Raw genomic sequence first — 24937 nt, 5'->3', positions numbered from 1 at the left:
GATGAGTGACTGGAAACCAAAACGCTTTTGGAAAACGGCCCTGGCTGGCCCTTGTGAGGGCGGGTTTACGGTGTTGTTGGATGAGCGCCCGGTGCGCACACCCGCCAAGGCCCCATTGACCATGCCAACGATTGCGATGGCAGAAGCGGTCGCGCGCGAATGGGATGCGCAGAAAGAGTTGGTTGATCCACGCACGATGCCAGTCACGCGTGGCGCGAATGCGGCAATTGATAAGGTCCGCACCCAACGCGCTGAGGTGGTCAGTCTGCTGTCTGAATATGGGGACAGCGATTTGTTGTGCTACCGCGCCGCTGGGCCAGAGGGCCTGATCCAGCGACAGGCAGAAGGCTGGGATCCAATGCTGGATTGGGCCGCCGAGACACTGAATGCGCGGCTTTTCGTGGGGGAAGGGGTGATGCATGTGACGCAAAAGCCCGACGCGCTGCAAAGACTGGAAGCTCAGGTCGCGGCATTCGACGATTTTGCTCTGGCCGCCGTACATGATCTGATCAGCATTTCGGGGTCTTTGATCCTTGCCTTGGCGATCACCAAAGATGCCATCTCGGTTGAAAAAGCCTGGCTGCTTTCGCGCATAGATGAGCATTGGCAAATTGAGCAATGGGGCGAAGACGAAGAAGCTACCCTAGCGGAAGCCGTCAAGCGAGACGCATTTTTCGATGCTGCACGCTTTTACCGCTTGGCCACCGCTTAGAGGAAACAGTTCGTTTCGCGGCAAACACTCAAAAACCGCCTGATTTTGCGGCAATTGCACAGTGTTTTGCGCCACTCACCCTTGACTCTACCGGCGAATAAACAAAGTCTTGGCGCATTGAGATGGGAGGATCCCGCTCATTCATCGTGACTGTCTATCGGGACGGGATAAAAAATTGGCCACCCAAAGTTGGGTGGAAACTCAGGAAGAGGTAAAAATGAAAAAAACCGCATTTTACGGCGCACTGACTGTTGCTGGTCTTGCCGCAAGCATGGCATCGGCAGCGACGTTGGATGACGTCAAAGAACGTGGCGTGTTGAACTGTGGCGTAACAACCGGCTTGGTCGGCTTTGCATCCCCCGATGCGAACGGCGTATGGACTGGTTTTGACGTTGGTGTTTGCCGCGCTGTTGCAGCCGCTGTTCTTGGCGACGGCGACGCTGTCGAGTTCGTACCGACAACCGGTAAGACACGCTTTACTTCGCTGGCTTCCGGCGAAATCGACGTGTTGGCACGTAACACAACATGGACATTCAGCCGTGACGTTGACCTGAAGTTCGAATTCACAGGTATCAACTACTATGACGGCCAAGGCTTCATGGTGCCACGCGATCTTGGTGTCTCTTCAGCGAAAGAGCTTGATGGCGCGACCGTCTGCATCCAGACAGGTACAACAACCGAGCTGAACCTGGCGGATTTCTTCCGTTCTAACAGCATCAGCTATGAGCCGGTTCCAATCGAAACAAACGCAGAAGCACAGGTTCAGTACCTTGCTGGCGCATGTGACGTTTACACAACTGACGCATCCGGTCTGGCTGCGACACGTGCATCCTTCGAGAACCCAGGCGACCACGTTCTGTTGCCAGAGATTATCTCAAAAGAGCCACTCGGCCCGCTTGTCCGCCACGGCGACAACGACTGGGGTGACATTGTGCGTTGGACATTGAACGCACTGATCGCAGCTGAAGAGCTGGGTGTCACATCTGCCAACATCGAAGAGCTGGCAGCGGCCCCAACAGGTAACCCTGAAGTGAACCGCCTGCTGGGCACCGAAGGTGAACTTGGCGCGATGCTGGGTCTGGAAGCAGACTGGGCAAAGAACGCGATTGCTGTTGGTGGTAACTATGGTGAGCTGTTCGAGAAGAACATCGGTGAGAACACACCAATCGGTCTGGCGCGCGGTCTGAACGCGCAGTGGACAGACGGTGGTCTGCTTTACACTCCACCTTTCCGCTAAGGAAATCTGAAAGATTTAAGGGCGCGGTGCAAACCGCGCCCTTTCACCAAGACGACCATAAAAATCGGCGTAGACGAGTTGCGCAAAGCAACCACACCAAATAGCGCCGACACAACGGGGAAATTCTAATGACGTCGATTACAGACCCACCGCAGGGGTCGTCCTTTCGCCTGTCAATGCTCATCAACGATACACGCTATCGCTCTTACACGTTTCAAGCGATCGCTTTCATCGTGCTGGCATTGGCCATCGGCTATCTGATCAACAACCTATTCACGAACCTTGCCGCGCAAGGTCTGGACATTGACTTTAGCTTTCTGGGCGCTCCGGCTGGCTATGACATCAACCAGCGCCTGATCGAGTATACCAGCCAATCAACAAACCTGCAGGCCGCCATCGTGGGCGTGCTGAATACGCTTTTGGTCTCATTTCTGGCCTGTGTGACCGCGACGGTCTTTGGTGTTCTTGCGGGTGTTTTGCGCCTGTCGAACAACTGGCTCGTGCGCAAGTTGATGGCAATCTACGTTGAGATTTTCCGCAACATCCCCGTGCTGATCTGGGTTCTGATCATCTTTACGATTATGATCGCTGTGTTGCCGGGGCCAAGAGAATTCCGCGGCGATGACGCGTCCGCGTCGATGTTCTTGGGTATTTCGGCCTTTACCAACCGGGGTGTTTACATCCCACTGCCATTCTTTGAGCGTGGTTTTGGTGGTGGCATGGATCTCCTGATGGTGATTGCTGTGTTGGTCGGTTCATTCTTTGGTGCGCGGGCCGTCACCGCCCGCGCGACCCGCATTCAAGAGGCAACAGGTGATCGTCCTGCGACGCTGCTGACCAACCTCGCCATTTGGTTCGGCCCGTTGATTGCGGTCTTCGTCATCTTTGGCCTGAGCTTTGAAATTCCTGAACTCAAGGGTTTCAACTTTGCCGGTGGCATCAAGGTCGGCGGTCCGCTGATCGCGATCTGGTTCGCCTTGTCGATCTACACTGGTGCCTTTATTGCCGAGAACGTGCGTGCAGGTATCCAAGCCGTATCAAAGGGTCAGACAGAGGCCGCTGGCGCGCTGGGCATTCGCCCACGTCGCATCATGAGCCTTGTTGTCTTGCCACAGGCATTGCGGGTGATCATTCCACCGCTGATTTCCAACTACCTCAATATCACCAAGAACTCGTCTTTGGCGATTTTGGTGGGGTACGCGGATGTGACGGCGACATTGGGTGGTATCACGTTGAACCAAACAGGCCGCGCGATTGAGTGTATCCTCTTGTTGATGCTGTTCTATCTCACCATTTCGCTGCTGATTTCTGCGGTGATCAACGTCTACAACAACGCAATCAAGTTGAAGGAGCGCTAAGATGACTGATCGTTCTGTTGCGTTCGTTCGCACCGAAACCCTGCCTGAATTGCCGCCACCGCCAAATGCGGCGGGGCCGACGAAATGGATCAAAGACAATCTGTTTGCGACACCTGCGAATAGTGTCCTGACAGTCCTTGCTATCTTGGCCATCTACTTAATCCTAAGCGGCGCTTTGCCGTGGATGCTGAATGGTATTTGGACATCACCAAGCCTCGCCGTCTGTCGCGAAATCCTTGATGGGACAACGGGTGCTTGTTTTGCAGTTCTCACGGAACGCTGGAACCAGCTTTTGTTTGGCTTCCAATACCCCACCGACCTCTACTGGCGTCCCGGTCTTGCCTTTACCTTGCTGTTCTTTGCAGCAGCACCGGTTCTGTTCTTTGATCTGCCACGCAAGCTTTTGATCTTCACGGCGCTTTACCCGTTCATCGCTTACTGGCTGATCTGGGGTGGGTCGATCTTTGGGCCACTTCTTGCGCTCGTTTCGATTGCTGCGGGTGTGGTGTTCTACCAAAAGTTCGTCACCCAGAGCTTTGCACTTGGCTTCTTTGGCGGTGTGGTCACGTTCTTTGTCGTGCTCACGATAGGTGGATACATCATCCCGGATACGGAGATTACCGAAGGCGCGATGCGTTCGGTGCCCAGCCGAGACCTTGGTGGCTTCATGCTGAACATGATGTTGGGCGTGACCTGCGTGTCATTGTCCTTGCCAATTGGCATTGCCTTGGCGCTTGGCCGTCAATCCAGCATGCCAATCATCAAATATGTCTGCGTCATCTTCATTGAATTTGTCCGTGGCGTGCCGCTGATCACATTGCTTTTCGTGGCAAACGTGATGTTGGGCTACTTCTTCCCACCCGGTTCTGGTGTTGATCTGTTCTTGCGCGTTGTGATCATGATCACGATGTTCTCGGCGGCTTATATCGCCGAGGTGATCCGCGGTGGTCTGGCCGCTTTGCCAAAGGGCCAGTATGAGGCGGGCGATAGCTTGGGTTTGGATTATGCGCAGTCGATGCGTCTGATCATTCTGCCGCAAGCGCTCAAAATCTCGATCCCGGGCATCGTGAACGTGTCGGTGGGTCTGTTCAAAGACACCACGCTCGTCTCGGTCATTTCGATGTTCGATCTGGTCGGCATGATCCGCGGTCCGATCCTTGCCTCTATTGAATGGCAGGGCGTCTACTGGGAGCTGTTTGGCTTCGCAGCCCTGCTTTTCTTCGTCACATGCTACGGCATTTCACAATACTCACAATGGTTGGAGCGCAGGCTCGCAACCGACCACCGATAGGAGGCTGATATCATGGCCGAAGCAACACAAATGAAAGTCTCTGACGAGCTGGCGATTACCATTGAGAATATGAACAAATGGTACGGTTCGTTCCACGTTCTGCGTGACATCGACCTGTCGGTGTATCAGGGCGAGCGGATCGTGATCTGTGGCCCCTCGGGGTCCGGTAAATCGACGCTGATCCGGTGCATCAACGCGCTGGAAGAGCACCAACAAGGCAAGATCACCGTGGACGGCACGGTGCTGTCCTCGGACCTCAAGAACATCGACAAGATCCGGTCAGAGGTCGGCATGTGCTTTCAGCACTTCAACCTGTTCCCGCATCTGACGATCCTTGAGAACTGCACGCTGGCCCCGATCTGGGTGCGTAAAACGCCCAAGAAGGAAGCCGAAGAAACGGCGATGCACTTCCTTGAAAAGGTGAAAATCCCCGAGCAGGCCGATAAATACCCTGGTCAGTTGTCTGGTGGTCAGCAGCAGCGCGTGGCGATTGCCCGTTCGCTGTGCATGCGCCCGCGCATCATGCTGTTTGACGAACCGACATCGGCGCTTGACCCTGAGATGATCAAAGAGGTGCTGGATACCATGATCGAGCTGGCCGAGGAAGGCATGACCATGCTGTGCGTCACACACGAGATGGGCTTTGCCCGTCAGGTGGCGAACCGCGTGATCTTTATGGACCAAGGTCAGATCGTGGAACAGAACGAGCCGGAAGAGTTCTTTAACAACCCCAAGTCCGACCGGACGCAACTGTTCCTGAGCCAGATTTTGGGTCACTAAACCAATAAACAAAGCACTGACAAAGGCCCCGGTTTTGCCGGGGCTTTTTTCGTGCTCGGCCTGATCAGCGCTAGGTATTTAAACTTGAAAATACTATTTGCGCGCAAATGGCGTCATGCGCGGTGCTTGCGAACGCAGACTTAACTAACTGTAGCTAGTCTTCTCTGAAAACCGACACAGACGAAGGAGAGTTGTTATGTCTAAGATGTCCGTTCTGGCCGCGATTGCGGCACTTGCGCTAGTGACTGCTGCTGCTGCGGATACGCCGCAACCTATCGCGCTTGAACCGATCAATCACGCAGAGGCGGAATTGATCATTGTGCGGTCCGATGGGACGAAGCAGTCTTATACCCCGGCCGAACTGGAAACTTTGGCAACCTATCGGGTGCGCACAACGACACCATGGCGCGACGAACCCGCAGACTTTGATGGTGTGCTGCTGAGCGATCTTCTCGCACAGAGCGGATTGCATCTTGAGGATGCGATCAAGGTCATCGCCGAAAACGAATTTAGCACGATTATGCCTCGTGCCTTGTGGGAAACGGTCCCGGTGTTGATTGCAACGCGCGTCGATGGTCGTGCACATACCCGGCGCGAACGTGGCCCAATTCAGGTTGTTATAGACATGGATGACTACACCGCATCGCCTATCGCGGGCGAAAAGCATCTGGTTTGGATGGTTGCAAGAATCGAAGCCGAGTAGGCCGGGCGGTTGGAGGCATCTTCCTCAAAACAAGGCAAATTCGAAAGAATAAGCGCGCTGTTCCTGCGACGGCGCACTGTGGCTGTCTGCGTCTTCGCTATTCTGACGACTTGCCTTGTTGCGGGCTATTACGTGCAGGCCGCCGTGACCAACCTTCGTTCCACGCATCAATCATTCAATGACCGCCAGCTGCGCAACGGCTATATCGCAATCAGCGACTTGCATCGGCTGGTTCTTATTATTCAAGAAGCATCTTTGCGCGGCGTCATGACCGATGAAGCTGTTGCTGATTTTCGCGCGGCATCGGATTTTCTCTTTGTCAGGACAGATACGTTTCGCCAGATACAATCCGGGCGCAGCTTCTTGAAAGAAGCTGATGACGCCATTGATGCGCTTCTGCGGGCACAAAGCGTGGCGGATGAGGCGATTGCAACTGACTTTCGTGATCTCGACGGTGCCGCTGCTGCGTTAATTGCCCAGACGCAAACCGCGCGGGAGGCGCTGGTCGTCTACCTGGACAAGATGAGGCAATTGCAGGATGGCCTGTTATTGGGACAAACTTCTGCAGTTGAAAATCAGCGAACCGTCGTTTGGGTGACGCTGCTGGGATTATCGGTCCTTGGTATCGCCGCAACCGCTTTGTTGCGCAAAGAGGTGATGGCTAAACAGGCCCGCCGAGAGGCCGAAGAGAGGGTCAGGCACTTGGCTTTCTTTGATCCGTTGACCGGATTGCCCAACAGGGTACAGTTTCAGGACCGATTGACCGGTCTGCTGGTTCAAAGAAGAAGGCTGGCCTTGTTGCTGGTCGATCTGGATGGTTTCAAGCAGATCAATGATACCTATGGCCATGCCGCTGGCGACGATATCCTGCGGCATGTTGCGGCTACCCTGACACCTTACTGTTCGTCGCATGACGGTTTCGCCGCACGTCTTGGCGGGGATGAGTTCGCGGTTGTCTGTATGACGCAGGATGTACCATCGCTGATGCAGATCTGCGATGCGATCATCACGGCGATTGCCCGGCCGATTGTTTTTGAAGGCGAATCTGTGGCTGTTGCCGCCAGTATTGGGTTGGCGACAAAGGCCCACCTTGGTGGGGAGGTCGATCTGACCGTTGACGGTCTTACCCGCGTGGCTGATTTTGCGCTTTATGCGTCAAAGTCGGATGGGAAGGGCAAGTTCACCATCTACGACGAAGTGCTTGAACGACAGTTTCTGGAACGGCGCGCCATGGTTGAAGAACTGCCGCAGGCGATCGCCGATGGCAGTCTTGAGTACTATTTGCAGCCAAAGGTGGACCTTGTCACCGAAGAAGTCTTTGGGTTTGAGGCGCTTGCCCGTTGGCGGCGCAATGACGTGATCGTCCCCCCAAGCGTCTTTATCTCAACGGCCGAGGAGAGTGGCATTATCGCTGATATTGATTGCACTATCCTGTCAAACGCCACCCGCGATATCGCTGATTTCAATCGCCGCAACGGCACGCGTTTTTCGGTCAGCGTTAACTTTTCAACCCTACATTTCAATTCGCTCAAGTTCGTCGAAACGGTGGCGCAGGCGTTGATCGAGTCGGGGCTTGAATCGGACCTTCTTGTGATTGAGATTACAGAAACAGCCGAAATGCAGGACTGGGACAAAGCCAAACAGATTGTGTCTGCAATCCATAGTATTGGCGCGAAGGTTTCGATTGATGATTTTGGCGCGGGCTTTTCGTCTTTGGCCTATTTACGCACCACAGTTGCCGATGAAATTAAAATTGATCGCTCCTTGGTTCAGGATATCGAAACCTCGGACGCGGCCCGGTTCTTGTTGGATGCAGTGCTTGATATTGCGCGCAATCTTGGGCTGGATGCGACAGTTGAAGGGATTGAGACGCGGCAGCAAGCGGATATTGTTTTGGCGATGGGCGCGCGCAAAGCACAAGGCTTTTTCTTCGATGCGCCAATGCCGCGTGATGATGCTCTTGCTTCGGCCATGGCAAGTGCTCGGCCGCTGTTGGAACGCCCTGCGTCCTGACCCTAAGCACCCAATGTCTATTCGATGTCGTGGTTTGCCGTTCCAATCAGATCGCGTGGCACAACAAAGGCTTTGCAATGCCCGGTGCGTGGTTGGACTGCAGCCCACTTATTAGCCGTAAAATCAATCACCGTACTCGCACAGGTCGGGTAGTCGCTGAACCGGTGATGATCAGGGGCAGATTTCACCAGCCCGTTTGCCAACATCCCGATCCCAGGGTTGTGGCCGATAACGGCGATCGTTTGGTCGGTCTGCCTTCGAACCATCTCAAGGATTGTATCAGGGGCCGCGTGATAGATGTCGCCCGAAAGCTGAAGCGCTGGTTGAGGGTCGAGGGCCGCGATGACAAGCGCAGCCGTTTCCTGCGTCCGCGCCGCGTCAGAGCAGAGCACCACATCCGGTACATACCCTTCCTGCGCCATCCACTTGCCAATCGCTGTGGCCGACGCTTGTCCCCGTTTGTTCAGAACTCTTGCGTGATCGTCAGCGAAAGGATCGCTCCAACTGGATTTCGCGTGGCGGATCAGGATCAGGCGCAGGGTCATAGAAAGGCCTCCATATGGAAAGCGGCTTGGGCGGGCAGGCGGTTGCCTTGGCCCACAGGACAGGCGCGGCGGGCAAGGCAGCCTTCGGTGCGGCAGATTTTGCCAGCGGATGAGGCGACATGGGCTTTGCAGGCGGCCACGTCATAGCCGTCGTTGAATGCGCCAACCGGGCAGGCAATCGCACAGGGTTTTGCGCAGGTAACGCAAGGTTGCGGGCCGGTGCCAAGCTCCGCGGGCTTTCGCCACCGCAGCGCGCCACGGAACGACGTGAAGAGCCCTCCGCTATCATGCACCAGAAACCCAATCGGTGACGCCCAGAACCGCCCCGTTTGTTTGGCCCATGTGAAGAAGGGCGCATATGGCGGACCGCCGAAGGGGAACAGTGGTTCTGCGTCCAGCTGATCGGCGACCTCGGTGATGACGCGCTGGGACCAGCGGTCCATTGGGTCCGCCGCATCGTCCTTGTATTCAGAGCTTTCGCAAAATATCGGCCAAAACCGCGGTTCGTCCGGGCCGATCAGTGTGATCGTGCCGGCGCCATCAGGGCAATCGCCCAGCCGTCGCAGGCCAATCGGGTATAAAGCATCGCTTAGAACATCGCGTTTCATGGGCACGACTTTAGAGAGTGCGCGCTGGATGACCAGAGCCTACCGTCTGCGCCAAAGCCGGGGCATCCGGTTTTCGTCTGTTAGGCCGCCGACGGTCGCTTCAAAACGAAGTGTGTCGCCCGCACATTCAAACCAGCCGGTGCCGCCGCCGCCCATGCCGGTATCTGATGAAAACGGGATTTCCATCGTCTGCCCCAGAACATCAGCCGAGCCGACCAAGCTGTAGTCATTGACCGAGGCCAGAAAAACATTATCTGCCGCGTCAAACTGACCGGCGCTGTATCCGACAACTTTGACATCCATCGGAGGGACATTTGGCACCTGCACGTTGATGATCATGTCGTCCGCAAGCAAGGTAAAGCTGCCGTCATCCGCGATTTGCATGGATACTTCACCGCCGACGGGCGTTGCGGCCCCTTGCATCTGTAGCGCCATCATATCGGCGATATCACTCATATCCGCGATCCAGGTATCGACCATACAGTTTTCGACTGCGGCACTTGCTGGGTTGGCGATGGTTGCAATGAGCAGTGCAATGGCGGGGGTGACAGGTTTCATTGGAGCCCTCACTTTCCTGCCAACACGGTATCAGAGGAGGTCATTTACCCAAAGTAGGGATATCATGACTTTGGTTTGCGAATCAACGAACCGGCGCCGTGGTCAGTGAACAACTCTAGCAAGCAGGCGTTAGGTGCGCGTCCATCAAGGATAACAACCGCGCGCACGCCGTCGTTCATTGCGGCCAGCGCCGTTTCCGTCTTGGGGATCATGCCGCCTGCGATGGTGCCGTCAGCGATGAGGTCGGGGATGATTTTGGGATCAATTTCGGTCAAGACTTCGCCTGACTTGTCCTTCACGCCTTCGACATCTGTCAAAAGCAAAAGGCGGTCTGCCTTAAGCGCACCCGCGATGGCTCCTGCCGCGGTATCGCCGTTCATGTTAAATGTCTCGCCGTTCCGACCCATGCCGAGTGGTGCAATCACCGGGATCGCATCAGCGGCATGCAGATCACGCAGGACCGTAGGGTCAACGGCAACTGGTTTGCCGACAAAGCCCATCGCCGGATCAGCCTGTTCGCAGATCACCAGCCGGGCGTCTTTGCCTGACAGCCCCACAGCTTTGCCGCCTTCCTCGCAGATCGCCTGCACCAGCCGGTTGTTCACCTGACCTGAAAGCACCATCTCGACCACGTCCATTGTCGCCTGATCGGTCACTCGTTTGCCGTTCACGAACTCTGATTTGATATTCAGCTTGTCCAGCATCTCGTTGATCATCGGCCCGCCGCCATGCACCACGACAGGGTTCAACCCGACCTGCCGCATCAGCACCACGTCGCGCGCAAAGCCGCGCATCGCGTCATCGCTGCCCATGGCGTGACCACCAAGTTTGATCACCACAGTCGCACCGGCATAGCGCTGCATGTAGGGCAGGGCTTCGCTGAGCGTCCGGGCGGTGGCGATCCAATCACGGTTCATGTCTTCGGTCCTTGTCTTCATTCAATGCCCGCAATGACGGCCCGCAGGGTTTCGATGCCGTCACCCTTTTCCGACGATGACAAGATCAGTTCTGGAAAGGCCGCTGGGTGTTTGGCCAACGCCGCGCGTGTCTTATCAAGGGATGCTTGCAGCGACTCGCCCTTCAGCTTGTCAATTTTGGTCATCACAACTTGGAAGGTCACCGCAGCGCTATCAAGCAGTGACATGATTTCTTCATCCACGGCTTTCGCCCCATGCCGCGCGTCGATCAGCACGAAAACCCGGCGCAGGGTTTGCCGTCCTTGCAGATATTGCTTGAGCAACCGCTGCCATTTTTCAACTACCTCCACCGGGGCGTTCGCAAAACCATAGCCGGGCAGGTCAACGACATAGATATCGCCGGCTGTGAAAAAGTTGATCTCTTGTGTGCGCCCCGGTGTGTTAGAGGCCCGCGCCAACCCTTTGCGCCCGGTCACCGCGTTGATCAGCGATGACTTTCCGACGTTGGACCGCCCCGCAAAACACACTTCAATCCTGTCGGCGGGCGGCAAGCCGTCCATTGCCACGACGCCTTTGACGAATTCCGTTTCACCAGCGAACAGCAGGCGGCCTTTTTCAAGCGCTTGTGCGTCAGGCTCTTCCGCTTCGGGAAAGCGCATTTCCATGTCAGACTACCTTTGCCGTGTCGTTCAGGGCGACCTTACCGCCCTTGATCACCTTGGCATAGACGCCAAAATTCTGATGGTTCCAGCCGTCGCGCAAAGCGGCCAGAGTATCTGCGTCGCGCTTCCCGGTGCGCGGATTGGCCATCGTGTGTTTGCAGCGCTCAATCGGTTCGACAACATGCAGCACGGCCTCGCCGATTTGGATGTCTTTGCCAAGCCATTCGAACTCTTCCCACGGGCCAGCACCGTCCAGCCAGATGTTGCCACGCCAGCGTTCAATCTCAAGCGGGCGACCCAGTTTTTGGGACACCGCGTTATGGCTGGATTGGGTCATGATGGACACGGATGGATAGTCGCTGTCCGTCATCCCACGCTCAGGCGCTTTCGCAAGCCCTGTTGGCTTGAACGACTCAGCAGGACAAACGGGGCTGACCCATGCAATGAAGCGCGCAGCGTCATCGGCGTTGTCAGGATCAAAGCTGATGTCGCCCAGCGCGTCGTGGCGCAGATGCATGATGCCCGTTGCCTCATCAAAGCGGGCCCAGATACCGGCAAGCCCGGGGGTGCTGACCCCAATCATGAAGTTTCGACAGCTAACCCAAGCAGGTGCTTTGGCATCAAATTTTGATCGCGCGTGCATCACAGCCCAAGCGCGATCCCAAGGCATGGTCTGTCCGGGGGCCAGCGTCACAGCATCCAGCGCCTCACGCCCGTGGCTCTTGATGGGGTGCCGCCACAGTGCGGCGACACGCGGCATCTACTTGCCTTCTTTCTTATCGGTCTCGGCGGCTGCGGCCTTTTTCTTCACACTTGCTTTGATGTTGCCAAACACATCCGGTTTGGCCCCATGGCTGCGCATAATCGCGTATTGCTGGATAAACGTAATGATGTTGTTGGCAATCCAGTAAAGCACCAGACCCGACGCGAATGACCCCAGCATGAACATAAAGACCCAAGGCATCCACGCAAAGATCATCTGTTGCGTGGCGTCTGTTGGGGCCGGGTTCAGCTTTTGCTGTAGCCACATGGAAACACCCAGCAAGATCGGCAGGATACCAATAAAGATGAGCGCGAGGATCGAACCGGGCTCCGGGCTGGCGAAGGGCAGCAGGCCGAAAAGGTTGATGAAGGATGATGGATCGGGCGCAGAAAGGTCATCAATCCAGCCGATCCAGGGGGCATGCCGCAACTCGATGGTGACAAAGATCACCTTATAGAGCGAGAAGAAGATCGGGATTTGCAGAAGAATCGGCAAACAACCGGCAGCGGGGTTTACCTTGTTGTCCTTGTAAAGCTTCATCATGCCTTGCTGCATGGCTTGCTTATCGTCGCCCGTGCGTTCTTTCAGCGCTTCCATTTCTGGCTGAAGCTCTTTCATCTTGGCCATCGACACGTAGGACTTATAGGCCAGCGGCAGCACGATGATTTTCAGGATCACGGTCAGTGCAAGGATCGACCAACCCATGTTGCCGATAAAGATATTGAGATAGTGCAGCAGTGCAAAGATCGGCTTGGTCAGGAAAAAGAACCAACCCCAGTCGATGCTGTCCAGAAAGCCGTCAACACCGCCTTCGTTTTCGTAGCTGCGGATCGCTTCCCATTCCTTTGCGCCGGCGAAAAGGCGTGTTGTAACTGTCGCCGTTTCGCCAGCCGCAACGGTCGAAATCGGCATGACAGCTTCGGCTTGGTACAGGTCGCGGGCATCAAAGTATTTGGAGGTCGACCGGAACGGGACACCCTGTTCGGGGATCAGCGTCGTCATCCAATAGTGGTCGGTGTAGCCAATCCAGCCAGAGGCGGTGGCATCCAGACGTTCGGCCTGTGTGCGCTCGCGGGGGTCGACTGCATATTCGGTGATGTCATCATAGCCGGTTTCTTCCAGCTCACCGTCGGTCATCCGCACCATGCCTTCATGCAGGATGAAAAAGTTCTTCAGGTCATCGGGCTGACCGTGGCGGCGCAGCAGACCATAGGGTCGCGCTGATACTGGGGTGCTGGTCGCGTTTTCGACGCTTTGGTCGAATGTAAACATAAAGGCGTCATCGACGGAAACCTGCGTGCGAAACAGCTGACCCGCGCCATTATCCCACGACAGTGTGACCGGGCTGTTGGGGGTCAGTGTGTCGCCGCTTTCCAATGACCACAATGTGTCCGGGCCGGGGACTGCTGACGCGTCGAGCCCGTCAATTGCGGTCCAGCCAAAGGACGCAAAGTAAGCACCCGGTTCGCCGACAGGTTTCAGCAGGCGCACCACTTCGGCGTCTTCCTCAATCGTTTCGCGGTAATTGGTCAGAGCAAGGTCATCAATGCGCCCACCCAACAAGGAAATAGATCCGCTAAACTCACCCGTTTCAATCGCAACGCGTGGCGCTTGGGCCACAGGTTCAGGCGCTTCCGTCGGAGTGGTGGCAGCGGGGGCCACTGGGTCTGCGGTTGGCAGTGTGGGGTCTTCAAGCGTTTGGGCGGCTTCAGTCGCCGGATCGACTGGCAGATCCTCTGGTGGGAACAATGTTGTCCACGCAACGATGACAGCAAAGCTCAGTACCGTCGCCAAGATCAGGTTCTTGTTCTGGTCGTCCATCTGAAAACAGCCCACATTTCTTGTAAAAAGTCTGGCCCCGGTTCAACCTGTCAGGGGCCGAAAGGTCAAGCTGTTTTCAAGGATTTTGGACGGTTTGAAGCAGTTGTGAGCGCGTGGGTTGGTGTCGCCCGGTCTGTTTAGGACTTCTTCGCTTCAAGGAAGCGGCGGCGCGTGCTCTTGAACACGTCGCTCAAGCGGGGGTCGTTTGCCGCCAGCTTGGCCACCATATCATAAAATGACGATTCATCTTGCCCATAGAACGCCTGGGCAGCTTCGCGCTGGGTCATGGATTGCGCTGCATCTTTCATACGAAGTCACCTTTCACAAATAGTCTGCAAGAAGGCTAGCCCGTCATCTGGGTCAAATTGGGGCCGCTTCTGGGCTAAAAAGTTGTTGTTTGCGAAATTGCAAAAAGCTTTAAAAATCTTAAACTTACTACGTTTCATACGTGTTAAACCGCCATATCAGGACAAAAAGGCACACCCTCCGCCTTATTTGTGCATAAGAACTATCCGAATGACTGATTACAAGCATCATCGGACAGCTTGGTTAACTAAACTTGACCTTAAGTCACCCGTTTAATGCGCTATTGCGCCCAATAATGCAAATTCTTGAGCGAGCGCAGGTCTGACGTGTTGCTCTAAAGCCTGTCGCGCAGGCTATACCAGAGCATTGCCAGCACCAGCAAGGGCGACCTGAACCGGGGCCCACCCGGGAAGGACAGCGTGGGGACCTTTGCCATCACGTCGAACCGTTCTGCCTGCCCTGCGATGGCCTCGGCAGCGATTTGGCCGGACAATGTGCCCAGCGCGACACCCGAGCCGGAAAACCCTGACATTGTCAGGATGTTTCCCGCAATCCGTTCGTAATGCGGCATTCGGTTCATTGTGATTCCAAGGGTGCCGCCCCATGCGTGGTCGATTTCGACGTCTTGGAGTTGCGGGAAAATCTCGGCCAGAGGTTTACGCACGGCACCCGCGATATCGGTAGGGAATATATACCCATAGCTTTCGCCGCCGCCAAAAAGCAGCCGGTGATCTTCGGAAAACCGAAAATAGTTCACGACGAACTTGCTGTCGGCCACGGCATAGTTGTTGCGGATGATCTGTTCTTGCGCCTCGGGTGACATTGGTTTGGTCGAGACGATAAAGTTGTTGATTGGCATCACCCGCGCGGCCACATGTTTGTGCATCGTGCCAAGGTAGCCGTTGCAGCCCAAGACGACATAGCGGGCTTTAATCGTGGACTGTGCTGTGGTGACGGTGGCCGGATCGCCTTCATCAACACGTTCGACTTTGGACCCCTCAAAGATGCGCGCACCTGATGTCACGGCCAGCCGCGCCAATCCCAGCACCAGTTCAAGCGGGTTCACATGGCCTGACCCCATGTCCAATACGCCACCATGATAGGCAGGTGAATTCACGATCTGGCGGCACGCGTCAGCGTCAAGAAGGCTGACTTTGTCATAGCTGTATTTGTGTCGCATATGATCGACGTATGCTTGGTTATGTGCGTGGTCGCGCTTGCGGTTGGCAGTGTGCACGATGCCGGGGTGAAAGGTCGTGTGTACTTCGTCCTTTGTGCAAAGCGTGCGCACCAAATCGACGGCTTGCGCGCCGATATCCCAAAGCGCGCGGGCATGGGCATCGCCGACCATCGCCTCAAGGTCTTCTTGATCGCGGCGCTGCCCCATACTGGCCTGCCCGCCGTTGCGCCCGGATGCACCAAAGCCGACGCGCTGGGCCTCAACCACCACCACGTCATAGCCGCGCTGGGCCAGATGATAGGCGGTGGATAGTCCTGTGAAACCGGCCCCAACAACGCAAACATCGCATTCCAGATCACCTATTGCCGGCGGAAACCGGTCCAGATGCTTGGCACTGTCCGCATAGTACGACCGCGGGTATTCGCCCGGCTTATCGTTCGCGGTGAGCAGGTCCATTTAGCCCACCTTCAGCAGATCGTCGGCTTTCAGTTTCTCGTAACACTCATCCAGTGACTTGCGCGCGCGTTCCATCAAAATGTCGATTTCATCGCGGGTGATCGACAGCGGAGGCGAGATGATCATCCGGTCCCCCACGCTGCGCATGATGATGTTGTTGGCAAAACAGCGGTCGCGGCAGATGAACCCTACCGTGCCGGGATCGGGAAAGGCCGCGCGGCTGGCCTTGTCAGGGGTCAGCGCGATAGAGGCCATCATGCCAACGATCTTCGCTTCGCCCACCAATGGATGATCGGCAAGCGCTTCCCATTTTTTGCGCAGGTAGGGTGCGGTCACGTTGCGCACATTATCGACCATGCCTTCCTCTTCGAGGATGCGCAGGTTTTCCAAGGCGACAGCACAGGCCACCGGGTGTCCGGAATAGGTATAGCCATGGTTGAATTCTGTTTCGCGCAGAACGGCGGCGACTTCGTCTGACACGATAGAGCCGCCGATGGGGATGTAGCCAGAACTGAGACCCTTAGCGATCGTCATGATGTCAGGTTCGATCCCCACGGTTTGCGAGCCGAACCAGTTGCCGGTGCGGCCGAAGCCGCAGATCACTTCATCTGCGATCAGCAGGATGCCGTATTTTTTCACGATCCGCTGGATTTCGGGCCAGTAGGTCTCGGGTGGTACAATCACACCGCCAGCCCCTTGGATTGGCTCGGCGATGAAGGCGCCGACCCTTTCCGGACCGATTTCCTTGATCTTTTCTTCCAACTGCCGCGCGCGCTCTAACCCGAAGTCCTCGGGTGTCATATCGCCGCCCTCAGACCACCAGTTCGGCTGGTCTATGAATTCAATGCCGGGGATGGGCAGGCCGCCTTGGCCGTGCATACCCTTCATCCCGCCCAATGACGTGCCGCCTATGGTAGAGCCGTGATAGGCATTCCACCGCGAAATAATCACATCGCGTTCTGGTTGACCCTTCTCGGCCCAATAGGTGCGCACAAGGCGGATATTGGTGTCATTGGCGTCTGATCCACCACTGGCAAAGAACACTTGGTTCAGGTTTTCGGGCGCTAGTTCCGCCAGTTTTTTGGCCAGCATGATGGCGGGCACATGGGTGGTTTGAAAGAAGGTATTGTAGAAAGGCAGTTCCTTCATCTGGCGCGCGGCGGCCTCTGCGAGTTCATCGCGACCGTAGCCGATGTTTACACACCATAGGCCTGCCATGCCGTCGATGATCTCTTCGCCATCGCTGTCTTTCAGCCACACACCTTTGGCGGATGTGATGACACGCGGACCTTTGGCGGCAAGTGCGTTGGCATGCGTAAAGGGATGCAGGTGGTGGGCTGCATCCAGCGCCTGCAATTCATCGGTCGGCGGATAGTTCGTAAGCACGTTCATTGGCTGTGACCTCTGATCAGACGTTCAAAAGAAGGTGGCGGCGTTCCCAAGGCGAGATTTCGCGTTGGTATTCTTCGTTTTCGGCGAGTTTGATCTGCTCGTAGAGGCGGCAGAAATCTTCGCCCAACAGTGCACGGATTTCAGCGGCCTCTTCAAAGTACTCCAGTGCCTCGCGCAGGCTGGCGGGCAGGGGCACGTCAGCCTCCCACACTTCCTTGGTGGCCTCAGCACGCGGTTCAACCTTGTTGAGCATGCCAAGATACCCGCAAGCCAACGACGCGGCGATGGCGATGTAGGGATTGCAATCCATACCGATCACGCGGTTTTCAAGGCGGCGCGCCTCGGGTCCGGAATGTGGGACACGCAAACCGGTGGTCCGGTTGTCAGTAGCCCATTCAAGGTTTGCCGGTGCGCTTTGCCCGTCCACGGTGATGCGGCGGTAGGAATTGACGTAAGGGGCCAGCAGCGGAATGATCTGCATCAGGTATTTCTGCGAGCCGCCAATGAACCAGCGGAACAGATCGGTCGCGCTGCCGTCTTCGGCGGAAAAGATGTTTTGCCCGGTTTTCGTGTCGATGACGCTTTGGTGCACATGCATCGCACTGCCGGGTTCATCGCGTTTGGGCTTGGCCATGAAGGTCGCGAAGACATTGTTCTTGAGCGCGGCTTCACGGATGGTGCGTTTGAAATAAAACACCTGATCGGCCAAGTGCAGCGGATCGCCGTGCATCAAGTTGATCTCAATCTGGCCCGCACCGCCTTCCTGGATCAGCGTATCAATCGACAGGCCTTGATGTTCGGCATAGTCGTAGATGGTGTCGATCACCGGCCCGTATTCATCAACGGCCACCATGGAATAGACCTGACGGCTGGGCACTTTGCGCCCGGTGCGCCCCACAGGCGTTTCGATAGGATCATTGGGGTCAAGGTTCGGGGTTGTCAGGTAGAATTCCAGTTCAGGCGCGATGACCGGCTTCCAGCCTTTGTCGATGTAGGCCTGCATCACCTTTTGCAGGATCGTGCGTGGCGCTATCGCAAGCGGTGACCCATCGCGGTTGAACATATCGCAAATGACCTGCAATGATACATCATCTGCCCAAGGGATCGCACAGGCGGTCGTCATGTCCGGCTTCAGCACCACGTCTTTTTCAAGCCACTGGTTTTCAATATCCATATCGACGTATTCGCCAGATATTGTCTGATAAAAAAGCGAAATGGGCAGTGCCATTTCTGCGTTCGGCTGGAATTTGACCGTTGGCATCGTCTTGCCTCGCGAGGTGCCTACGAGATCGGGAACAATGCACTCGACCCCGTCGATTTTGTTGCCCTGCGCGTAGGCTGCGAACTCTTCCGACAAATTGTCTTGCCAGTGCGGGGTGTTCGTCGGTGCCATTGGTGGGTCCTTTGGGTGGAACTGATAGGGGTGGTGATCCATTTTCGACAATTTGATCAAAAGTTTGATGGTAGTCAATTGACCGCAGTATTGTGGTGCTAACTTTCTGTGGTGACGACAGACTGACGGACAAAGTCCATGCCCTGCCGAATATCCTGCGCGATGGCGTCACGGGTCATTGCCGCATTGTCGCTTTGCAGCGCTTGGGTCGCGGCGCGGTGGTGATCTGTCAGATTGGCGGTCCCATATCTGCCGCAAACGACGCGCAGCGATGGTCCGATACGCAGCCATAGTGTTTCGGCGATGCGGCGCAGAATTTGCGCATCCGCCAAACCATATAAATGAAAGTGGAAGTGGTAATTTGCCTCAAGATAGCCCCGAATATCGCCGCCTACGATTGCGGCATCGACACGCGCATCCAATTGCTCCAACGCTTTGATATCCTGGGGTTTGCAGTTGCTTGCTGCGGCCTCGGCCAGTGCTGGTTCAACGGTTAGGCGCACCAGTTCAATCTGCTGTAGCCGATGGGCTGTCATGGCGGGTACTTCAATGCGGCGATTTTCGCGGGTGACAAGGGCGCCCTCGGCGGTCAGGCGTCGGATCGCCTCGCGCGCGGGTGTGACGCCGGTGCCAATCATGTCTGCTAGCCCGTGAATTGTAACCGGCTGCCCCGGCACAACCTCGCCAAACAGAATCATCTCTTTCACGCGCTGATATATCGTTTCATGTTCCGGCTTTTTGCTGACCATCTGGTTCATGTTTCTGCCCGCCTCCAAGGCATTTGGCATCTCATAAAGCCCCTGTCATGTCAAAACCTATCAAATTAACGCAAGCAGGATTGCAAAGACCTCTGATTTCATCAAAGCTATTTTCGATGACGGGACAATCCAACGGAGGTTTACATGCTCAAAACGAAATCCTGCACCGCGCTTGCGGCGCTTGTGCTTGCCGCTCAGGCTGGTTGGGCGGAAGAGGTACGGGTCTATAATTGGTCTGACTACATAGACGAAGACCTGCTGACCAAGTTTGAGGAAGAAACCGGGTATGAGCTGATCTACGACGTCTTTGACAGCAACGAAGTTTTGGAAACCAAACTGCTGGCAGGCGGATCAGGCTATGATGTTGTGGTGCCTTCGGCGACGTTCCTACAGCGCCAGATTTCGGCTGGGGCCTTTCAACAGTTGGACAAGTCCAAACTGAGCAACATTGGCAATCTTTGGGATGTCGTGGAAGCGCGCACCGAGACATATGATCCCGGCGGGAACTACTCGATCAACTACATGTGGGGCACCACGGGCATTGGCGTGAACGTCGGCAAGGTGACAGAGATTTTGGGCGAAGATGCTCCTCTCAACTCGCTCGAACTGATATTCAACCCAGAGAACATGGAAAAGCTGGCAGAATGTGGCGTGCATTTCCTTGATGCGCCGTCTGAGATTATTCCGGCCGCATTGCAGTACCTCGGTGAAGATCCTGACAGCAAAGACGAAGATGTACTTGCATTGGCAGAGCCAGTCCTGTCCGCCGTCCGCCCCTATGTGCAGAAGTATCACAGCTCAGAGTATATCTCGGCTTTGGCAAACGGTGACATCTGCGTCGCATTTGGCTGGTCCGGCGATATTCTGCAATCGCGTGACCGCGCATGGGAAGCCGATAATGGCGTTGAGATTGCTTATAATGCCCCCGTTGAAGGTGCGCTGATGTGGTTTGACCAGATGGCGATCCCTGTTGATGCGCCAAACCCGGAAGGTGCACATGCCTTCCTTGATTTCATCTTGGACGCTGAAAACATGGCCGCCGCGTCGAACTATGTTTACTACGCCAACGGGAATGCGGCATCGAAGCCATTTTTGATCGAAGATGTGATTGGTGATCTTGCGATCTATCCCGATGAGGCCACGCTTGAGACACTTTATACAACCACACCCTATGACGCGCGATCACAGCGTTTCGTCACGCGCATGTGGACACGTGTGAAGTCTGGCACTTAAGATAAAGATGCATCGGCCTGCGCAAATGTGGGTCGGTGCAGCAACTGTTGTGCATACCAAAGGCTCTAATCCCTATGTCTGAGACCGTGTTTGAGCCTTGGAATGATCCTGCCGAAAAACCTCTGATCCAGTTTCGCAACGTCACCAAAAGCTTTGGTGATTTCACCGCGATTGATGATCTGAGTATCGACATTTATGAAAAAGAGTTCTTCGCGCTGCTCGGTCCTTCTGGCTGTGGTAAGACCACGATGATGCGGATGTTGGCCGGGTTTGAAAAGGTGACATCTGGTACGATCATGCTGGATGGGCAGGATATTTCGCCCATTCCGCCCAACAAGCGTAGCGTGAACATGATGTTCCAGTCTTACGCGCTGTTCCCGCATTTGACCGTTTACGACAATATCGCTTTTGGTCTGAAGCGCGACAAGCTGCCCAAGGATCAGATTGATGCGCGGGTGAAGGAAATGCTGCGGCTTGTGCAGATCGAGAAGTTTGGCCAGCGCAAGCCCGAGCAGATTTCAGGTGGGCAGCGCCAACGTGTCGCCTTGGCGCGCGCGCTTGCGAAAGCGCCCAAGCTGTTGTTGCTGGATGAACCGCTTTCCGCGCTGGATAAGAAACTGCGGCAGGATACGCAGTTTGAACTGATGGATATTCAGGAAAAGACGGGAACCACTTTTGTTGTTGTCACCCACGATCAGGAAGAGGCGATGACCGTCGCCTCCCGCGTGGCGGTGATGGATCATGGCAAGCTGAAGCAGGTGGATACTCCGGATCGCATCTACGAAGCGCCCAACAGCACTTATGTCGCGGACTTTATCGGTGATGTGAACATCATCGAAGGGCATGCCACAAAGCAGGGCGAAACGATGGCGATCGGCTGGGCCGAAGGGCAGCCGCCCATCATTGGCACGCCGTCAAAGCCGATGGATGACGGCAAGGTCAGCTTTGCGATCCGACCTGAGAAGGTGGCGATTTCGGCGGAAAGGCCGACAGACCGCAATAATGTGGTGCAGGGCAAGGTCTTGGACATCGCCTATCTCGGCAACCTGTCAACCTATCATGTGCAGTTGCCCAATGGCGTTATGATCAAGGCACAGGCCGCCAATTCACGCCGCCGTGCCAGCCGCCCATTCACGTGGGACGATGAGGTTTGGCTGTCATGGACTGATACCGCCGGTATCATTTTGGAAAACTGATGAACCTGCGTCGCTTCTCTCTGATCGCGGTTCCCTATTTCTGGCTGTTGGGCCTGTTTCTGGTCCCCTTCCTGATCGTCTTCAAGATATCTCTATCCGACATCGCCCTGTCGATCCCGCCCTATACGCCGACGCTGGAACTGTCCGAAGGCTGGGCGGGTTTCCGTGATTTCCTGTCGCAGCTGGATTTCGAGAATTTCGAGTTTCTGGCGACGGATGACCTATATTGGAAAAGCTACCTTTCCAGTGTGCAGATCGCCTTCATCTCAACCTTCATCTGCTTGGCTATTGGTTTTCCCATCGCCTACGGCATGGCGAACGCGCCAAAGGAGTGGCAACCGACCCTGATGTTGCTGGTGATCCTGCCGTTCTGGACCAGCTTTCTGATCCGGGTCTATTCGCTGATCGGTATCCTGAGCCAAGAGGGGATGCTGAATCAGTTCCTGATGTGGATCGGCTTGATCAACGAACCGCTGACGATCCTGAACACGAACATCGCGGTCTATATCGGCATCGTCTACACTTACGTGCCGTTCATGATCCTGCCGATCTATGCCACGCTAACCAAACTGGATGGATCGCTTTTGGAAGCGGCAGAGGATTTAGGTTGTTCACGGACCGAGGCGTTCTGGCGCATCACCATCCCTCTGTCGAAGGCTGGTATTATCGCGGGCTGTTTTCTTGTCTTCATCCCGGCGCTGGGCGAATTTGTGATCCCGTCCCTGCTGGGCGGGTCTGAGACGCTGATGATCGGCAAAGTGCTGTACGAGGAATTTTTTGCCAACCGCGATTGGCCTGTCGCTGGCGCGGTGGCTGTCATCCTGCTGCTGATCCTGATCATCCCCATCGTGCTTTATCAGCGCAATGAACAAAGGCAGCTGGAGGCCGAGACATGAGGCGGCTGACATGGTTCAACGCGACCTCGCTGACGCTGGGGTTTGCATTTCTCTATATCCCGATGATCGTGGTGATCATCTATAGCTTCAACGAAAGCCGTCTGGTGACCGTCTGGGGTGGCTTTTCGACCAAATGGTACGGTGAGCTGTTGCAGAACGAAGCCTTCCTTGATGCCGCATGGGTCACGTTCAAGGTTGGCTTTTTCTCATCCATCATTGCGACAATCCTCGGCACGATGGGTGCTTATGTGTTGGTGCGGGGTGGGCGGTTCTACGGGCGCACGCTGTTTTCCGGAATGATCTATGCGCCCTTGGTAATGCCCGAAGTGATCACAGGATTATCGCTGCTCTTATTATTCATCTCGATCGGGCTCGACCGCGGATTGTTCACGATCATTCTCGCCCATGCAACCTTTTCGATGTGCTATGTGTCGGTAGTCGTCAGCTCGCGGCTGGTCAGTTTCGATCGTTCCGTCGAAGAGGCAGCGCTTGATTTAGGTTGCACACCGTTCGAGGCGTTTCGCTTGGTGACGTTACCCATCATTGCACCGGCGGTGATTTCAGGTTGGCTTTTGGCGCTGACGCTATCACTCGATGATCTGGTCATTGCTTCTTTCGTGGCCGGACCTTCTGCCACAACGCTACCGATCAAGGTGTTCAGTTCGATCCGTCTAGGGGTAAGCCCCGAGATTAACGCGCTATCCACAATCCTGATTGGGTTGGTCACCATCGGGACCATTGCTGCATCTCTGACGACCAAACGCGCAGTCATGCGCCGTAGGCGTGAAGAGCAGATGGCGGAGCAGATGACTTAGTGCTTCATGCGTCACCGCGATACCTATCAGACCCACCAACGAAAAAGCCCCAGCACGATCTCGTTGATCGGCTGGGGCTATTATTCTTCTGGCAATGGACCGTTTAGGCAGCCAGCTGACGGCGCCGCATCAGGCCGAAACCACCCAGGCAGCTTAGCAACAGGATAACACCTGCAGGAAGCGGCACAGCGGCAACCTCAATGCGGAAGTCTACGCCAATACCGAAGCCGTCGACGTCTTGGTCACTTTGGACAAAGCCGCCGCCCCAAAGACCGACGATGTTGTCGTCAAACCAGTTCGCAACCGGGTTGTGAGCTGCGTCAGCAAAGTAGAACTCATATGCGCCATCTTGGCCGTGTGCCGATCCAGAGATGACGATGTTCATCAAGCCAGCGAGACCAGTGGCGCTGCCATTGGCGCGGTCTGTCAAGAAAAGGCTACCATCCGCGGTTGCTGTTCCGCCGCCAACAAGGTCCATCACGAAGTTAATGCTGCCCGTTGCAGTGTCCCACCAACCAGATCCTTCGCCGGTCGCGCGATCCAATGTGTTACCGCACATGCCACCGCAGCCAGAGGCTTCGTGGAACAGTGTCGATCCAAAGCCGTCAGCAACCAGGTTTTGGAAACCATCAATACGGTAGGTCGCAGCATTCGCAGCAGATAGGGATGTAATTAAGAGCCCAATGCTCAATGCGAGAGTTCTAAGCATTAATTATCCTTCCAATTATACTCATTATGTACTGATCGTCCGCCAAAATAGACCAACGATTAACGTTATGTTTACGGATGCATCGGGGGTGTGTCAAAGAAGCATTCTTGGCAGACCCAGCTTGGTGTACAAAGCGCCGTGATATGATGGATTGTTTCCATTTATCCCGCTATCGCGCAATCGAAACAGCATATTCTGTGCCGCCCTGCACCTTCAGGGTGCGTTGTTCGTTCATGTCGAGTTTAGGTGAGTCGGTATGCGGTTCACCCGACAAAACAACGTGTCGCAAAGAAATATACCTTGCGTGCATTTGATACATTTCAGGTTGGGCTTGATACTTTGTCGGACCCACACGGACCGGGTGCTGATCCTATTTGTCGATTGGTCTATCGCTTGACAGCTTGATGGCCTGAAGCCGCTCTAAATCGTTCAAGGCCTGCGCCGGATCACCCGTTTGCGCCAACGCGCGGTTATAAGCCCGCCGGACAGAGCGCGGACGCCAAGGCAGCGCCGCATTGGCCAGCCACGCGCGCAAAACTGGCGGAAGCCGGTCAAATTCATGCATCGGGTCTTCCCGCCGTCGCCGCTTGCGCAGTGTCGTTTGCCCCAGATTGTTGCGCTTCACCCGGTACCCT

General features: G+C 55.6%; 25 protein-coding genes. 11 read left to right on the top strand and 14 right to left on the bottom strand.

What is annotated here, in order from left to right; translation table 11 throughout:
- The first annotated feature begins 1 nt into the window (after position 1).
- From MWU60_RS14465 to MWU60_RS14435, 7 genes are all read left to right on the top strand, one after another.
- Positions 2-712 carry an ATP12 family protein gene (locus MWU60_RS14465; protein WP_247228102.1) on the top strand — a complete coding sequence of 237 codons (711 nt, stop codon included), beginning with the start codon at positions 2-4 and terminating at the stop codon, positions 710-712.
- Positions 713-929: 217 nt separating this feature from the next.
- Positions 930-1949 (top strand): amino acid ABC transporter substrate-binding protein, encoded by a 1020-nt coding sequence (locus MWU60_RS14460; protein WP_247228101.1) that lies wholly within the window; start codon positions 930-932, stop codon positions 1947-1949.
- 128 nt (positions 1950-2077) lie between these two features.
- On the top strand, positions 2078-3307 hold the full coding sequence (locus MWU60_RS14455) for an ABC transporter permease subunit (protein ID WP_247228100.1): 1230 nt from the start codon (positions 2078-2080) through the stop codon (positions 3305-3307).
- A gap of 1 nt (position 3308) precedes the next feature.
- A complete protein-coding gene (locus MWU60_RS14450; RefSeq protein WP_247228099.1) occupies positions 3309-4598 on the top strand; it encodes an amino acid ABC transporter permease in 1290 nt (429 codons plus the stop codon).
- A 12-nt stretch (positions 4599-4610) separates the two neighbouring features.
- Positions 4611-5378: an amino acid ABC transporter ATP-binding protein gene (locus MWU60_RS14445; protein ID WP_247228098.1), complete on the top strand. Its 768-nt coding sequence runs from the start codon at positions 4611-4613 to the stop codon at positions 5376-5378.
- A gap of 196 nt (positions 5379-5574) precedes the next feature.
- A complete protein-coding gene (locus MWU60_RS14440; RefSeq protein WP_247228097.1) occupies positions 5575-6081 on the top strand; it encodes a hypothetical protein in 507 nt (168 codons plus the stop codon).
- A gap of 9 nt (positions 6082-6090) precedes the next feature.
- A complete protein-coding gene (locus MWU60_RS14435; RefSeq protein ID WP_247228096.1) occupies positions 6091-8094 on the top strand; it encodes an EAL domain-containing protein in 2004 nt (667 codons plus the stop codon).
- Positions 8095-8111: 17 nt separating this feature from the next.
- Here the strand turns inward: MWU60_RS14435 and MWU60_RS14430 are convergent, their stop codons facing one another.
- The 12 genes from MWU60_RS14430 to MWU60_RS14375 all read right to left on the bottom strand — a co-directional run bounded on the left by MWU60_RS14430 (position 8112) and on the right by MWU60_RS14375 (position 19483).
- Entirely contained in the window at positions 8112-8639 is a 528-nt protein-coding gene (locus tag MWU60_RS14430; RefSeq protein WP_247228095.1) for a histidine phosphatase family protein, read from the bottom strand.
- On the bottom strand, positions 8636-9247 hold the full coding sequence (locus tag MWU60_RS14425) for a ferredoxin (protein WP_247228094.1): 612 nt from the start codon (positions 9245-9247) through the stop codon (positions 8636-8638). The genes MWU60_RS14430 and MWU60_RS14425 overlap by 4 nt, the downstream gene beginning before the upstream one ends.
- A 39-nt stretch (positions 9248-9286) precedes the next feature.
- Positions 9287-9805, bottom strand: coding sequence for a hypothetical protein (locus tag MWU60_RS14420; RefSeq protein WP_247228093.1), 519 nt, complete (start codon positions 9803-9805; stop codon positions 9287-9289).
- 62 nt (positions 9806-9867) lie between these two features.
- Complete coding sequence (gene argB, locus MWU60_RS14415) at positions 9868-10722, bottom strand: acetylglutamate kinase (protein WP_247228092.1); 855 nt, start codon at positions 10720-10722, stop codon at positions 9868-9870.
- Between the two features lie 17 nt (positions 10723-10739).
- Positions 10740-11387, bottom strand: coding sequence for a ribosome biogenesis GTP-binding protein YihA/YsxC (gene yihA, locus MWU60_RS14410; RefSeq protein ID WP_247228091.1), 648 nt, complete (start codon positions 11385-11387; stop codon positions 10740-10742).
- Between the two features lies 1 nt (position 11388).
- Positions 11389-12144 (bottom strand): MOSC domain-containing protein, encoded by a 756-nt coding sequence (locus MWU60_RS14405; protein WP_247228090.1) that lies wholly within the window; start codon positions 12142-12144, stop codon positions 11389-11391.
- On the bottom strand, positions 12145-13968 hold the full coding sequence (yidC, locus tag MWU60_RS14400; RefSeq protein ID WP_247228089.1) for a membrane protein insertase YidC: 1824 nt from the start codon (positions 13966-13968) through the stop codon (positions 12145-12147).
- 137 nt (positions 13969-14105) lie between these two features.
- Entirely contained in the window at positions 14106-14276 is a 171-nt protein-coding gene (locus MWU60_RS14395; RefSeq protein WP_247228088.1) for a hypothetical protein, read from the bottom strand.
- A 332-nt stretch (positions 14277-14608) separates the two neighbouring features.
- Complete coding sequence (locus MWU60_RS14390; RefSeq protein WP_247228087.1) at positions 14609-15910, bottom strand: FAD-binding oxidoreductase; 1302 nt, start codon at positions 15908-15910, stop codon at positions 14609-14611.
- Positions 15911-17302: an aspartate aminotransferase family protein gene (locus tag MWU60_RS14385; protein WP_247228086.1), complete on the bottom strand. Its 1392-nt coding sequence runs from the start codon at positions 17300-17302 to the stop codon at positions 15911-15913.
- A gap of 16 nt (positions 17303-17318) precedes the next feature.
- Positions 17319-18695: a glutamine synthetase family protein gene (locus tag MWU60_RS14380; protein ID WP_247228085.1), complete on the bottom strand. Its 1377-nt coding sequence runs from the start codon at positions 18693-18695 to the stop codon at positions 17319-17321.
- A gap of 98 nt (positions 18696-18793) precedes the next feature.
- On the bottom strand, positions 18794-19483 hold the full coding sequence (locus tag MWU60_RS14375; RefSeq protein WP_247228084.1) for a GntR family transcriptional regulator: 690 nt from the start codon (positions 19481-19483) through the stop codon (positions 18794-18796).
- A gap of 114 nt (positions 19484-19597) precedes the next feature.
- Between MWU60_RS14375 and MWU60_RS14370 the strand changes: the two genes are divergently transcribed.
- From MWU60_RS14370 to MWU60_RS14355, 4 genes are all read left to right on the top strand, one after another.
- The gene (locus MWU60_RS14370) at positions 19598-20686 is read left to right on the top strand and encodes a polyamine ABC transporter substrate-binding protein (protein WP_247228083.1); all 1089 of its coding nucleotides are present in this window, start codon (positions 19598-19600) and stop codon (positions 20684-20686) included.
- A 74-nt stretch (positions 20687-20760) separates the two neighbouring features.
- Positions 20761-21882 carry an ABC transporter ATP-binding protein gene (locus tag MWU60_RS14365; RefSeq protein WP_247228082.1) on the top strand — a complete coding sequence of 374 codons (1122 nt, stop codon included), beginning with the start codon at positions 20761-20763 and terminating at the stop codon, positions 21880-21882.
- 5 nt (positions 21883-21887) lie between these two features.
- Positions 21888-22778: an ABC transporter permease subunit gene (locus MWU60_RS14360; RefSeq protein ID WP_247228589.1), complete on the top strand. Its 891-nt coding sequence runs from the start codon at positions 21888-21890 to the stop codon at positions 22776-22778.
- Positions 22775-23593, top strand: coding sequence for an ABC transporter permease (locus MWU60_RS14355; RefSeq protein WP_247228081.1), 819 nt, complete (start codon positions 22775-22777; stop codon positions 23591-23593). Before MWU60_RS14360 ends, MWU60_RS14355 begins: the two co-directional genes overlap by 4 nt.
- Before the next feature lie 103 nt (positions 23594-23696).
- On the opposite strand, the gene MWU60_RS14350 is transcribed toward MWU60_RS14355, so the two are convergent.
- Together MWU60_RS14350 and MWU60_RS14345 are read right to left on the bottom strand one after the other, a co-directional pair.
- Positions 23697-24302, bottom strand: coding sequence for a VPLPA-CTERM sorting domain-containing protein (locus MWU60_RS14350; RefSeq protein WP_247228080.1), 606 nt, complete (start codon positions 24300-24302; stop codon positions 23697-23699).
- Positions 24303-24672: 370 nt separating this feature from the next.
- Positions 24673-24927 (bottom strand): DUF6525 family protein, encoded by a 255-nt coding sequence (locus MWU60_RS14345; protein ID WP_247228079.1) that lies wholly within the window; start codon positions 24925-24927, stop codon positions 24673-24675.
- Positions 24928-24937: the final 10 nt, after the last annotated feature.

Source organism: Yoonia sp. F2084L, assembly GCF_023015625.1.
GTDB lineage: Bacteria > Pseudomonadota > Alphaproteobacteria > Rhodobacterales > Rhodobacteraceae > Yoonia.
This window is presented reverse-complemented; position numbering and strand designations above follow the sequence as displayed.